The sequence below is a fragment of the Herbaspirillum sp. SJZ106 genome (genome assembly GCF_006715495.1).
Taxonomy (GTDB): Bacteria; Pseudomonadota; Gammaproteobacteria; order Burkholderiales; family Burkholderiaceae_D; genus Herbaspirillum.
Genome location: NZ_VFNI01000005.1, coordinates 179,714 through 192,216, shown reverse-complemented (window position 1 = coordinate 192,216; position 12,503 = coordinate 179,714). Strand labels below are relative to the sequence as shown.

Genomic DNA, 12,503 nt, shown 5'->3' with positions numbered 1-12,503 from the left:
GATTGATGGTCGATTGATGATCGATTGACGGCAACCGTGTTCAGGCATGCTCCGGGATCTGGTCGAGAAAACCGGTAACGTCCTTGATACGGCCATCCTCCAGCACCACGAAATCGGTGCCCTTGACCGGGCCATCCGCGCCATCGGGTCCCAGCGACCACGAAAAGCGCAGGTAGGAACCGTGCAGGTCGGGCGTGCCCAGCAGGCTGAACTTCCAGCCCGGAAAACGGTTCTGCACGGCCCCGATCAGCCCGTCGATCTGCTCGCGGCCGGCGCCGCTCATCATCGGATCGACGTAACTGGGCGCGTCGCTCCATGCCGACTCCAGCAGCAGCTTGCGTTGCTGCGGATCGCTGGCGTTCCAGGTGTCGAGATAGCTGTGGGCGAGAATGGCGGCATTGGTTTGTACGGTGCTCTGGCTGGCGTTGCTCATGCTGCTCTCCTTCAAGGTAATGAGGTAAGGGCAAATAAATAAACTCGATCGATTGCCGCGGCGCTGCTTCGGACTTCTCCCGTTCGTCACGGTGAGTGAACTATCGCCGCCTTCGCGCGGCCAGTCGATTACCTGCGAGGTAATGGACTGCACGCACGCCGTTGCGCTATCCTGCGCAGCATCATGAGCGCTCCCTCCTCCCCCTCCTCCCTTGGCGACCACCTGCGGCACTGGCGCCAGCAACGGCGCCTGAGCCAGCTGGAGCTGGCGTGCGATGCCGGCATCTCGGCCCGCCACCTGAGCTTCATCGAGACCGGGCGCTCGCAGCCCAGCGCCGAACTGCTGCTGCGCCTGGCCCAACAGCTCGACATTCCGCTGCGCAACCGCAACAGCATGCTGCTGGCGGCCGGCTATGCGCCGCGCTACCGGGAGCGCCCGCTGGACGATAAGGCCATGCAGCAGACGCGCAGCGCCATCGAAGCCATCCTGCATGCGCATGAACCCTATCCGGCGCTGGCGGTGGACGGCCACTGGCACATGCTCATGGCCAACCGCGCGCTGGCGCCGCTGCTGCAAGGGGTGGACGGCACACTGCTGCAGGGGCAAGTCAACGTGCTGCGCCTGTCGCTGCATCCGCGCGGCGTCGCGCCGGCCATCATCAACCTCAGGCAATGGCGTGCGCACCTGCTGCACCGGCTCTCGCACCAGGCCGCGCAGACCGCGGATCCCTTCCTCTCGGCTTTGCTGGAAGAACTGGCCGCCTATCCCGACGAAAACAGCTTCAGCGCCGCGCAGCCCGCTGCGGCACATGACGGCGGTGACGCCATCGCCGTGCCGTTGCGGCTGCATGCGCCCGGCGCGCCGGGAAACCAGCTCTCCCTCATCAGCACCACCATGGTCTTCGGCACGCCGCAAGACATCACGCTCTCCGAACTCGCCGTGGAAACCTTCCTGCCGGCCGACGGCGGCACGGCCCAGGCGCTGCGCGACATGCTGGCCGGCAGCGCCGGGCTGTCGTCCTGACGATCGGCCGTATCGGCTAGAATTCCCGGAGCCACCGTACGTGGTTTCCATCAGACCGACAAAGAACAAGGACCAGCGAGACATGAAGAAACTCATCAACGACGTCGCCCATGTCGTCCCCGACATGCTGGCCGGCCTGGCCGCACTGCACCCACACCTGTCGCTCTTGCAGGGCAAGAACATCGTGCTGCGCGCCGACGCCCGCGAGGCTGCCGCACGCGGCGAAGTCGCGCTGATCTCTGGCGGCGGCGCCGGCCATGAGCCGGCGCACGGCGGTTACGTTGGCGCCGGCATGCTCAGCGCGGCCGTGGCCGGCGAAGTATTCACCTCGCCTTCCACCGACGCCGTGCTGGACGCCATCCGCGCCGTCGCCGGCCCGGCCGGCGTGCTGTTGATCGTGAAAAACTACACCGGCGACCGCCTCAACTTCGGCCTCGCGGCCGAGATCGCGCGCGCCCAGGGGATCGCGGTGGAGATGGTGGTGGTGGCCGACGATGTCGCCCTGTCGGCCCATGGCGACCATGCCGGGCGACGCGGCCTGGCCGGTACCGTGCTGGTGCACAAGATCGCCGGCGCCGCGGCCGCCCGGAGGGCATCCCTGGCCGAGGTGGCGCAAGCCGCGCGCGCAGCCGCCGCCGCATTGGGCACCATGGGCGTGGCGCTCACGCCCTGCACCGTTCCCGCGGCGGGCAAGCCCGGCTTCACGCTGGCCGACAACGAAATCGAATGGGGCCTGGGCATCCACGGCGAAGCCGGCATCGAGCGCGGCATGCTGGTATCGGCCGATGAAGCCGTGGCGCGCCTGCTGCGGCAGATCGCCGACGACCTCAAGCTGGAGCACGGCGATCGCGTCGCCCTGCTGGTCAACAACCTGGGCGGCACGCCGGCCAGCGAACTGGACATCGTCGCCGGCGCGGCAATGAAGCTGCTGGCGCAGCGCGGCATCCGGGTCGAACGCGCCTGGGCCGGCACCTTCCTGTCGGCGCTGGAGATGGCGGGCATTTCGTTGACCCTGCTGCGCGTGGACGAGCAACGCCTGGCGCTGCTGGATGCGGCAACACCAGCCCCGGCCTGGCCGTCCACCGGTGGGCGCGTGGCGGCCGCGGCCGACGCCGCGATGCACGTCGCCCCCGTCCCCCCGCCGTCCGCCCACACCGAACGCCTGTCGCGCGACGCCCAACTGCGCCGCGTGATCGATGCCGTCTGTGCCTGCCTGGAACAGGCCGAACCCGTGCTGACCGACATGGACCAGAAGGTCGGCGACGGAGACCTCGGCATCAGCATGGCGCGCGCCGCGCAAAGCATACGCGAAGAGATCGGCGACTGGCCGTCGGAACAGGATCCGGCCGCGGTATTGCGCGCCATGTCGTCCACCGTGCGCCGCGTGGTCGGCGGCACCTCGGGGCCGTTGTACGCGATCATGCTCATGCGCGCCGCCGCCAGCCTGGAACAGCAAGGCCGCGCCGATGCCGCGGGCTGGGCCGCCGCTTTCAGCGAAGCGGTGGCCGGCGTGATGGAACTGGGCGGCGCCAGGGCCGGCGACCGCACCATGGTCGACGCATTGCTGCCGGCCGCCGAGGCGATGCGCTCTGCCCTGTCATCCTCGACCGATGCCCATGCCGCCGTTGCCGCCGCCGCGACCGCCGCCGCCGAAGGCGCCAGCGCTACGGCAGCGATGGTGCCGCGGCGCGGCCGCTCCAGCTATATCGGCCAGCGCGCGCTGGGCCACCCGGATCCGGGCGCGCATGCCGCCGCCTTGTGGCTCGCATCGGTACGGGATGCCCTGAAGCTCTGAGGCGCCTTGGGCACGCCGCAAAAAAAATCGGCTTGCAATAAGGCAGCCGGCGTCAGTTCGGTCAGTTCATCTTCACGCCAGCGGCTTCGCTTTCCTTGTAGATGGCGTCGATCAGGTCCTTGCCGACGCGCGACGCCATGCTCTTGTGCACGGTCATCAATGCCTTGCGCCACTCGGCCTTTTCTTCATCGCTCAGGTAATAGACCTTGGTCTTGCCGGAGGCCTTGATGGCGGCCAGCGCATCGTCGTTTTCCTTCTGCGCGATGGTGTTGGCATAGGCCGTGGCTTCCTTCATCGCCCCTTCCAGCTGGGTGCGGACATCGGCCGGCAGCGAATCCCAGAACTTCTTGTTCACGATCACCGCATAGCCGATGTAACCGTGGTCGGACACCGTCAGGTTGGTCTGCACCTCATGCATTTTTTGCGTGAAGACGTTCGAAGGCGTGTTCTCGCTGCCATCCACCACGCCGGTCTGCATCGCCTGGTACACCTCGGAGAACGCCAGCACCTGCGGATTGGCCTTCAGGGCGCGGAATTGTTCGTCCAGCACCTTGGAGGACTGGATGCGCATCTTCAAGCCACGGAAGTCCGAGACCTTGTGCAAGGGCTTGTTGGCCGTCATCACCTTCATGCCGTTGTCCCAGTAGGCCAGCCCCTTGATGCCCTTGCCTTCCAGCTTCTGGAACAGCCCCTGGCCGACCGCTCCTTCGGTCACGCGCTGCAGCACCGTGCGGTTGGGGAAGATGTAAGGCAGGTCGAACACCTCGAACTCCTTCACGCCCAGCGGGCCGAACTTGGCCAGCGACGGTGCCAGCATCTGCACCGCGCCCAGTTGCAACGCTTCCAGCTCTTCCTTGTCCTTGTACAGCGTGCTGTTCGGATAGACCTCGACCTTCACGCGGCCGTGGGTGGCCTTCTCGGCCAGTTCCTTGAAACGCTCGGCGCCCTTGCCCTTGGGCGTGTCGTTGGCCACCACGTGGCTGAACTTGATGACGATGGGCTGCTGCGCGTATGCAAATGGCGAGTGCAGCGCCAGGGCGCCCAGGCCGGCCATGGCAATGGCGGCCTGGATCGCCCTTCTCGTGCTGCTGAATGTTTTTTTGGTCATGCCGGGTCTCCTCCTTGTGATGCCTCCGCGCGGAGGCGTTAAAACACGATCAGGTCCCGCAATCCTTCGCCGCTGTGCAAACGGTCGAAGCCGCGGTTGATATCGGCCAGCGCCATGCGCTCGCCCATCAGTTTGTCGATCGGCAGGCGGCCGGCCTGGTACAGCCCGATGTAGCGCGGGATGTCGCGCAGCGGCACGCAGGAACCGATGTAACTGCCCTTGACCGTACGTTCCTCGGCCACCAGGCTGACCTGCTGCAGCGGCCAGCGCGCGTCCGGCGGCGGCAGGCCGGCGGTCACCGTCATGCCGCCGCGGCGCGTCATGCGGTAGGCCATTTCCATCGCCTGCACCGAGCCGGCCATCTCGAACGCGTAATCGACGCCACCCTTGGTGAGCGCCTTGACCTTCTCCACCGCATCCGGGTCGCGCGCGTTCACGGTGGCCGTGGCGCCCAGCGACTTCGCCACTTCCAGCTTGCTGTCGTGCAGGTCGACCGCGATCACCTCGCGCGCGCCGGAGGCCAGCGCCCCCAGCATCGTGCACAGGCCGACGCCGCCCAGGCCCAGCACCACCGCGCTGGTGCCGGCCTTGACCTCGGCCGTATTGACCGCCGCGCCCACGCCGGTCAACACCGCGCAGCCGAACAGCGCCGCCTCGACCGGATCGATGTCGGCCTCGACCTTGACGCAGGAACGGCGCGACACCACCGCATGGTCGGCAAAGGCCGACACGCCCATGTGATGGTTCACATGCCCACCCTGCTGATGCAGGCGGCGCTGGCCCGACAGCAGTTCGCCCAGCGTATTGGTCGCGGCGCCCGGTTCGCACAGCGCCGGCCGGCCCTCCATGCAAGGCATGCAATGGCCGCAGCTGGGCACGAACACCAGCACCACCGGGTCGCCGGCGCGCAGGTCGGTCACGCCGCTGCCCACCTGCACCACCTCGGCCGACGCCTCATGCCCCAGCGCCATCGGCACCGGGCGCGGACGCACGCCGGTAATCACCGACAGGTCCGAATGGCACAGGCCCGCGGCCTTCATCTTCACCAACACCTCGCCCGGACCGGGCGGATCCAGTTCCAGCTCTTCTATCTTCAGCGGCTGGCTCTGCGCAAATGGGTGGACGTCGGTCATTTCGCGCAATACGGCGGCCTGGATTTTCATGTCTCGCTCCTTAGCTGTTGGGAAGAAACATTCAGGTTACACGACGCCGCCGCGTTGCAGGAAGCGCTGCGCCTGCAGGATCACCGGCTTGTCGATCATCTTGCCGTCCAGCGAAATGGCGCCGCCGTCGCTCTTGTCCACGGCCGCCATCACCGCCTTCGCCCAGGCCAGTTCCCCTGCCGTGGGGCGAAAGCCTGCGTTGACCGCCGCCACTTGCCTGGGATGGATGCACAGCTTGGCGCCGAAACCCAGGCGCAGCGAGCGCTGCACGGCGGCCGCCAGGAACGGCATGCCATCGAACGTGGTGGTCACGCCATCGATGGGCGGCGCGATCCCGGCCAGACGCGAGGCCAGCACCATCTCCACCCGCAAGTGCGCCAGCTCGCTCTCGATGGCATCGCATTGCATGCCCAGGTCCACCTGCAGGTCGATGGAGCCGAAGGCCAGCCGCGCCACGCCGGCCGTACGCGCGATGTCGCGCATGGCGGCGATGCCGGCCGCAGTCTCGATCAGGGCGATCACGCCCTGCCTGTGCTCCTTCAAGCGTCTGGCGATGGCGGCAACGGCCGCCGGATGCTCCGCCTTGGGCAGCACGATGCCGGCGATGTCCATACCGGCAAAAGCGGCCACATCGGCTTCGTGCCAGGCGGTGTCCGCGGCATTGACGCGCACCCACAACCTGGGTTGCGCGCCGTTGTGCCGCAGCCATCCGGCCAGCGCGGCGCGCGCCTCATCCTTCAATTGCGGTCCGACGGCGTCCTCCAGATCGACGATCACCGCGTCGGCGCCGCTGTCCAACGCCTTGGCATAACGATCGGTACGATTGGCCGGCACGAACAGGTAGCTGGCTGCGGACATCGTCTGCGGCGCTGCCATCACACCGCCCCCCGTGCGCGCATCGCCGCGATCTGTTCGGCGCCGTAACCCAGCGATTCCAGGATGCCGTCGGTGTGCTGGCCCAGCGCCGGCACCGCATCCATGCGGTAGTCGTAGCTGTCGTTGGCGCCCGGCGGCAGCAAGGCCGGCAGCGCGCCGGCCGGCGAGCCGACTTCGGTCCAGCGCTGGCGCGCGGCCAGTTGCGGGTGCTGCCACAGGTCTTGCATGGTGCTCACCCCGGCGTTGGCGATCTGGGCCTCGTCCAGTCGCGCCACGACTTGCTCTGCAGTCATATCGGCGAACATCTTGAGGATCAGCGCGCGCAATGCGTCGCGATGCTCATGGCGACGCGAGTTGTTGGAAAAGCGCTCGTCGGACGCCAGCGCCGGGTCCCGCAACACCACTTCGCAAAACACCTTCCACTCGCGCTCGTTCTGCAGGCCCAGCATCACCGTCTTGCCGTCGCCGGCGGCAAAGGGGCCGTAAGGGTAGATGGTCGCGTGCTCGGCGCCCGAGCGCACCGGCGCCGACGCGCCCTGGTAGGCGTAGTACATGGGAAAGCTCATCCATTCGGTCAACGCCTCCAGCATGGAGAGGTCAATGTGGCTACCTTTGCCGTCGCGCCCGCGCTTGATCAGCGCGGCCAGGATATTGGAATAGGCATACATGCCGGCGGCGATGTCGGCGATCGAGCAACCGGCCTTGGCCATGTCGTCGCGCGTGCCGGTCACGGACAGGAAACCGGCCTCGCTCTGGATCAGCAGGTCGTAGGCTTTCTTGTCGCGGTAAGGGCCGTCCTCGCCATAGCCGGAGATGTCGCACACGATCAGGCGCGGATGCTTTTGGTGCAGCACCTCGGCCGACAGGCCCAGGCCGGCGGCCGCGCCTGGTGCCAGGTTCTGCACCAGCACGTCGGCTTGCTCCAGCAGCTTGCCGATGATCTTCTTGCCCTCGTCATCCTTCAGGTTCAGCGTCAGGCTTTCCTTGGAGCGGTTGGTCCAGACGAAGTGCGATGACAGGCCATTGACGCGGGTATCGTAGCCGCGCGCGAAATCGCCCACGCCGGGGCGTTCGATCTTGATCACGCGGGCGCCGAGATCGGCCAGTTGGCGCGTGCAGAACGGCGCGGCAATCGCGTGTTCCAGGCTGATGACGGTGATGCCCTCAAGGGGGCGGTTGGAGTGCAGCATGATGTTTCCTTTTTTCCTTCACCCGGGGCGGCCGGGCCGGCCCCGCTCAAAACAGTTCGGAGAGTTGTTTTTCTTCGTGCAGGCGCCAGGCGCGCGCGATGATGTTGCCGATCTCGGCGTCGCTGGCGGCGCCGGAGAAAGCGATCAGCTTGGCCGCCTTGCGCTCCAGCTCGGGGCGCGACAGCGTATTGTCCGGATCGCCCTTGGGCACATCGACGGCCGCCGACAATCTACGGCCATCGGTGGTTTCCACCTCCACCCGGCCTAGCCAGCGCGCGGGATAGGCGCCGTCGACCTCCTTGTCCAGCGTCATCTTCACTTTCTCGCGGAACTGCGCAACGCGCGGATCCTGCAATGCCTGCTGCTCGAACTCGGTCAGGCCGGCCTGCTGGTGCACCGCGATCAGGCCCAGCACGGTGCCCATCGAGAACTTGGCCTGGTGCACCGTCTGCGGATTGAGCACCGGCCCCAGCACATCGATGGCGCCCTGGTGCACGCGCGTGTTGACGGCGGCGATCTGGTCGTGGCGCAAGCCTTCGCGCTGCATCAGCACTTGCAAGGCATCGGCTGCCGGATGCGTATGGCGGCAGGAGGCGTGGAACTTGAACGACGTCTCGGCCGTGGCCCAGCGTGTGCCCAGGCCGTCGGTCAGCCTGGCCGGATCGGCATCCGACGACATGCCGGCGGCCATGCCTTGCGCCCCTTCCAGGATGCGCTGCGCGCCGGTAAAGCCGTCGCGCGTGAGGTAGGCCGCCAGCAGGCCATCGGCGGCGGCCTTGCCGGTATGCAGTTGCTTGGAATCGGCGGCGTCGCGCAGGAATTCCCACAGGCCGGCGGCCTGGGTGCCGGCCGAACCGAGCGCGTGCAGGAACTGGTTGATGTCGAAGTCCATCAGCTTGCCCACCGCCACCGCGGCGGCCAGCGTGCCGACGGTGCCAGTGGTGTGGAACACGCAGTAGTGCGAACGGCCCATGAATTCGCCGATGCGGATGCCCGCCTCGTAACCCGCCACCGCCGCCGCCAGCAGCTCGGCGCCCGACTTGCCGAGATCCTGCGCCGCCGCCAGCGCGGCCGGGAACACCACCGCCGCCGGGTGGAACACCGAACCGTTATGCACGTCGTCCTGCTCGACCAGGTGCGAAGAGGCGCCGTTGACCAGCGCCGCGAAGTAAGGCGAGCTGGACTTGCGGCTGGTGAGGATGGTGCTCGGCCCATCCTGCGGCCCCATCGCGGCGGCATAGCGCTCGATGATCTCGATCTGGCGCGCGCCCTTGCCGGCCAGCGCCGAGGCGAACCAGTCGAGGAACAGGTCTTCGGCGCGGGCGATCACCGCCGGCGGGATGTCCCGGTAGCGCAGGCCGGCCAGGAAGGCGGCCAGGGTGCGGGATGGGCTGTCGCTGGTCTGGCTCATGGGCGTCTCCTTGTTGTTATACAGGCTCAGAACTACAGGCGTCAGAACGAGCGCGGCAGGCCGAGGATGTGCTCGGCCACGTAGGAATAGATCAGGTTGGTCGAGATCGGCGCCACCTGGTACAGCCGGGTCTCGCGGAACTTGCGCTCAACGTCGTATTCGCAGGCGAAGCCGAAGCCGCCGTGCGTCTGCAAGCAGACGTTGGCCGCTTCCCACGAGGCCTTGGCCGCCAGGAACTTGGCCATGTTGGCCTGGGCGCCGCAGGGCTGGTGCGCGTCGAACAGTTCGCAGGCCTTGTAGCGCATCAGGTTGGCCGCTTCCAGTTCGATGAAGCTGTCGGCGATGGGGAACTGCACGCCCTGGTTCATGCCGATCGGGCGGTCGAACACCACGCGCTCCTTGGCGTACTGCGCCGCCTTGTCGATGAACCAGTAGCCGTCGCCGATGCACTCGGCGGCGATCAGCGTGCGTTCGGCGTTGAGCCCGTCGAGGATGTATTTGAACCCCTTGCCCTCTTCGCCGATCAGGTTCTCGGCGGGGATTTCAAGGTTGTCGAAGAACAGTTCATTGGTCTCATGGTTGACCATGTTGAGGATGGGGCGCACTTCCATGCCACGGCCGATGGCCTGCTTCAGGTCGACCAGGAAGATCGACATGCCTTCCGATTTCTTCTTCACCTGGTCCAGCGGCGTGGTGCGCGCCAGCAGGATCATCAGGTCGGAGTGCTGGATGCGCGAGATCCACACCTTCTGGCCGTTGACCACGTAGCGGTCGCCCTTCCTGACGGCCACGGTCTTGATCTTGGTGGTATCGGTGCCGGTGGTGGGTTCGGTCACGCCCATCGACTGCAGGCGCAGCTCGCCGCTGGCGATCTTGGGCAGGTACAGCTGCTTCTGCTGCTCCGAACCGTGGCGCAGCAGCGTGCCCATGTTGTACATCTGGCCGTGGCAGGCGCCGGAGTTGCCGCCGGTGCGGTTGATCTCTTCCATGATCACCGAGGCCTCGGTCAGGCCCAGCCCGGAGCCGCCGTAGTCTTGCGGAATCAATGCCGCCAGCCAGCCTGCCTTGGTCAGCGCATCGACGAATTGCTCGGGATAGCCGCGCGCTTCGTCTACCTTGCGCCAGTATTCGGGGGGAAAGGTATTGCACAGATCGCGCACTGCATCGCGCAAATCGCCATAAGCGTCATTGGGCGCCTGATACGACATGGTAAGTCTCCGGAACGTTATCGGTTATTGATGAATCAGGGGAATCGGGTCAGCCGAGGATCGCCTCGGCCTGCATCGCCAGCTCGCCGCGCAGGTTCTGCGCCCACAGCTCGGCCGACTTGCCGTCGGCGGCCAGCTTGCCGCACAGCTCGAAGCCCTCGGTGTCGAATAGGCTGCCCACCGCGCGGAAATTGAATTCGCGCAGCACCGCCTGCGGCAGCTCGCGCGCCAGCAGGTCGGCCAGCAAGGTGGCGATCAGCGGGCCGTGCACGATCAGGCCGGGATAGCCTTCCACGCCGGTGACGTAACTGCGGTCGTAGTGGATGCGGTGGCCATTGAAGGTCAGCGCCGAATAGCGAAACAGCAGCACCGGATCGGGATCGACGCGGCGCTTCCACTGCGCGCCCGTCGGCGCCGCCTTGGGCGGCACCGGCGCGGCGCCGGGCCGCGGCATGTCGCGGTAGACGATGTCGTGCTCTTCATGGATGCAGACCTGGCCGCCGTAGCCGATCTCATGCTTGACGGTGACGAAGGCCAGCGCGCCGCTGCGGCCCTGCTTGACGTCGACGCTGGCGATGCGCGAGGTCTTGTGCGCGGCCGCGCCGATGGGCAGCGGCGCCGCGAAGCGCAGGCGGCCGCCGGCCCACATGCGGCGCGGCAAGGGAATCGGCGGCAAGAAACCGCCGCGCTGGGGATGGCCGTCGGCGCCGACTTCGGATTGCTTGCACACCGTCCAGAAATAGATCCAGTGCCACAGCGGCGGCAAGGCCTCGCCCGCCTGCGGCTGGCGCGGGCCGTCGATGGTGGCCGCCAGCGCCGCGGCGAAAGCCGGGTTGATGTGGTCTTCGCGGCCTTCGGTCTTGTCCACCCATTGCCGCAGCATCGTCAGATCGAGATCCTGATTCGACATGTGCTCCTCTGCATTCTTGTTGATCCGTTGGAATGCGGGCAAGTCTGTTCCGGCGTCGGCTGGAGGACAATCTGTATTTTTGGAAGGGGGGCTTTGGCAAGGATGAAGCCACGCCCCATGCGTTCCGCGCCTCGGAACAAGGCGCGCATGCGGCGACGCAGCAAGAACAGCCGGCATGGGCATCGGCAAATCGGCGTAACATGGCAAACCACCAAGGCGACGCACAAGCGCAAGATTTCTGTGCAGCGCGAACGCGCCCTCTGCATCCTTAGTCACCATCAGCCGGAACACACCATGCTCTTCGACCTGACCGACCTGCGCCTTTTCATCCTGATCGCCGAACTCAACAGCTTAACGCGCAGCGCCGAGCGCATGAACCTGTCGCTGGCGGCCACCAGCAACCGCATCAAGGAACTGGAAACGCGCTTCGGCACCCGCCTGCTCTACCGCGAAAGCAAGGGCGTGCAACTGACCCCGGCCGGGCAGACGTTGCTGCACCATGCGCAACTGTTCATGCAGCAAGTCGAGCACCTCAAGAGCGATATGCAGCAGTACAACAACGGCATCAAGGGCTATATCCGCATCTTCGCCAATACCACGGCGGTGACCGAATTCATGCCGGAGATCCTGGGCAAGTTCCTGGCGCTGTATCCGCAAGTCAACGTGGCGCTGGAAGAGCGGCTCAACCACGACATCATGCGCGGCATCCAGGAAGGCACCGCCGACATCGGCATCGTGGCCGGTCCGGTACAGGGCGACGGACTGGCCATCCTCAATTTCTCCACCGACCGCCTGGTGCTGGCCACCGCGCTGGAACATCCGCTGGCCGGCGCCGGCGCCATCCCGTTCGTGGAAACGCTGGAGTACGAACACGTCGGCCTGCATGAAGGCAGCACGCTGCATCACTTCCTCAACAAGATCGTGTCGGAGAACGGCCAGCGGCTCAAGCTGCGCATCCAGGTGCGCAGCTTCGAAGCCATGTGCCGCATGATCGAGACCAACGTCGGCATCGGCATCGTGCCGCTGTCGGCCGCGCAACGCCACCAACAGACCATGCAACTGGCCATCGTCGAACTGTCCGACCCCTGGAGCGTGCGCGAGCGCAGCATGGTGTTCCAGGACATCGACACGCTGTCGCCGCATGCGCGCAACCTGGTCGACTTCATCGGCGAGCAGATGGCGCAAGCCGCCGATGCCGCCGATACTGCCGCCGAGGGCAATGTCAGCGCCATCGCCAAGGCAGCGAGGAAGAAACGTCGCAGCGACGTCAAATTCGGATAAGGCAATCCGGCGTCCCCGATGCCGGCGCTGTGCCGGCTACCGGCCTTATTCGTTTTTCCGCCCCTGTGCAGCGCATGCCCCCGGCACGCATCCGACGGTGCCCCG

Annotated in this window: 11 protein-coding genes; 3 read left to right on the top strand and 8 right to left on the bottom strand. The window is 66.6% G+C overall.

The window, feature by feature from the left end:
• Positions 1 to 40: 40 nt before the first annotated feature.
• Positions 41 to 433 carry a nuclear transport factor 2 family protein gene (locus FB598_RS16280; RefSeq protein ID WP_141916412.1) on the bottom strand — a complete coding sequence of 131 codons (393 nt, stop codon included), beginning with the start codon at positions 431 to 433 and terminating at the stop codon, positions 41 to 43.
• Between the two features lie 183 nt (positions 434 to 616).
• On the opposite strand from FB598_RS16280, the gene FB598_RS16275 reads away from it, so the two are divergent.
• A complete protein-coding gene (locus FB598_RS16275; protein ID WP_141916409.1) occupies positions 617 to 1,456 on the top strand; it encodes a helix-turn-helix domain-containing protein in 840 nt (279 codons plus the stop codon).
• 82 nt (positions 1,457 to 1,538) lie between these two features.
• The gene (dhaL, locus tag FB598_RS16270) at positions 1,539 to 3,251 is read left to right on the top strand and encodes a dihydroxyacetone kinase subunit DhaL (RefSeq protein ID WP_141916406.1); all 1,713 of its coding nucleotides are present in this window, start codon (positions 1,539 to 1,541) and stop codon (positions 3,249 to 3,251) included.
• A gap of 61 nt (positions 3,252 to 3,312) precedes the next feature.
• On the opposite strand, the gene FB598_RS16265 is transcribed toward dhaL, so the two are convergent.
• From FB598_RS16265 to FB598_RS16235, 7 genes are all read right to left on the bottom strand, one after another.
• Positions 3,313 to 4,305: a TRAP transporter substrate-binding protein gene (locus FB598_RS16265; protein ID WP_141917046.1), complete on the bottom strand. Its 993-nt coding sequence runs from the start codon at positions 4,303 to 4,305 to the stop codon at positions 3,313 to 3,315.
• Between the two features lie 92 nt (positions 4,306 to 4,397).
• The gene (locus FB598_RS16260; protein WP_141916403.1) at positions 4,398 to 5,522 is read right to left on the bottom strand and encodes a zinc-dependent alcohol dehydrogenase family protein; all 1,125 of its coding nucleotides are present in this window, start codon (positions 5,520 to 5,522) and stop codon (positions 4,398 to 4,400) included.
• A 36-nt stretch (positions 5,523 to 5,558) separates the two neighbouring features.
• Positions 5,559 to 6,380, bottom strand: coding sequence for a CoA ester lyase (locus FB598_RS16255; RefSeq protein ID WP_141916401.1), 822 nt, complete (start codon positions 6,378 to 6,380; stop codon positions 5,559 to 5,561).
• Positions 6,381 to 6,397: 17 nt separating this feature from the next.
• Positions 6,398 to 7,588 (bottom strand): CaiB/BaiF CoA-transferase family protein, encoded by a 1,191-nt coding sequence (locus FB598_RS16250; RefSeq protein ID WP_141916398.1) that lies wholly within the window; start codon positions 7,586 to 7,588, stop codon positions 6,398 to 6,400.
• 46 nt (positions 7,589 to 7,634) lie between these two features.
• A complete protein-coding gene (locus FB598_RS16245; protein ID WP_141916396.1) occupies positions 7,635 to 8,999 on the bottom strand; it encodes an MmgE/PrpD family protein in 1,365 nt (454 codons plus the stop codon).
• A 41-nt stretch (positions 9,000 to 9,040) separates the two neighbouring features.
• The gene (locus FB598_RS16240; RefSeq protein ID WP_141916393.1) at positions 9,041 to 10,207 is read right to left on the bottom strand and encodes an acyl-CoA dehydrogenase family protein; all 1,167 of its coding nucleotides are present in this window, start codon (positions 10,205 to 10,207) and stop codon (positions 9,041 to 9,043) included.
• Between the two features lie 49 nt (positions 10,208 to 10,256).
• The gene (locus tag FB598_RS16235) at positions 10,257 to 11,117 is read right to left on the bottom strand and encodes a MaoC family dehydratase N-terminal domain-containing protein (RefSeq protein ID WP_141916391.1); all 861 of its coding nucleotides are present in this window, start codon (positions 11,115 to 11,117) and stop codon (positions 10,257 to 10,259) included.
• Between the two features lie 294 nt (positions 11,118 to 11,411).
• On the opposite strand from FB598_RS16235, the gene FB598_RS16230 reads away from it, so the two are divergent.
• On the top strand, positions 11,412 to 12,398 hold the full coding sequence (locus FB598_RS16230; protein ID WP_255464066.1) for a LysR family transcriptional regulator: 987 nt from the start codon (positions 11,412 to 11,414) through the stop codon (positions 12,396 to 12,398).
• Positions 12,399 to 12,503: the final 105 nt, after the last annotated feature.

Bases quoted from the DNA above. Each gene is read 5' to 3' on its own strand.
- FB598_RS16240 (WP_141916393.1), bottom strand. From the start codon at position 10,207: ATGTCGTATCAGGCGCCCAATGACGCTTATGGCGATTTGCGCGATGCA.
- FB598_RS16230 (WP_255464066.1), top strand. From the start codon at position 11,412: ATGCTCTTCGACCTGACCGACCTGCGCCTTTTCATCCTGATCGCCGAA.
- FB598_RS16280 (WP_141916412.1), bottom strand. From the start codon at position 433: ATGAGCAACGCCAGCCAGAGCACCGTACAAACCAATGCCGCCATTCTC.
- FB598_RS16260 (WP_141916403.1), bottom strand. From the start codon at position 5,522: ATGAAAATCCAGGCCGCCGTATTGCGCGAAATGACCGACGTCCACCCA.
- FB598_RS16275 (WP_141916409.1), top strand. From the start codon at position 617: ATGAGCGCTCCCTCCTCCCCCTCCTCCCTTGGCGACCACCTGCGGCAC.
- dhaL (WP_141916406.1), top strand. From the start codon at position 1,539: ATGAAGAAACTCATCAACGACGTCGCCCATGTCGTCCCCGACATGCTG.
- FB598_RS16245 (WP_141916396.1), bottom strand. From the start codon at position 8,999: ATGAGCCAGACCAGCGACAGCCCATCCCGCACCCTGGCCGCCTTCCTG.
- FB598_RS16265 (WP_141917046.1), bottom strand. From the start codon at position 4,305: ATGGCCGGCCTGGGCGCCCTGGCGCTGCACTCGCCATTTGCATACGCG.
- FB598_RS16250 (WP_141916398.1), bottom strand. From the start codon at position 7,588: ATGCTGCACTCCAACCGCCCCCTTGAGGGCATCACCGTCATCAGCCTG.
- FB598_RS16255 (WP_141916401.1), bottom strand. From the start codon at position 6,380: ATGTCCGCAGCCAGCTACCTGTTCGTGCCGGCCAATCGTACCGATCGT.
- FB598_RS16235 (WP_141916391.1), bottom strand. From the start codon at position 11,117: ATGTCGAATCAGGATCTCGATCTGACGATGCTGCGGCAATGGGTGGAC.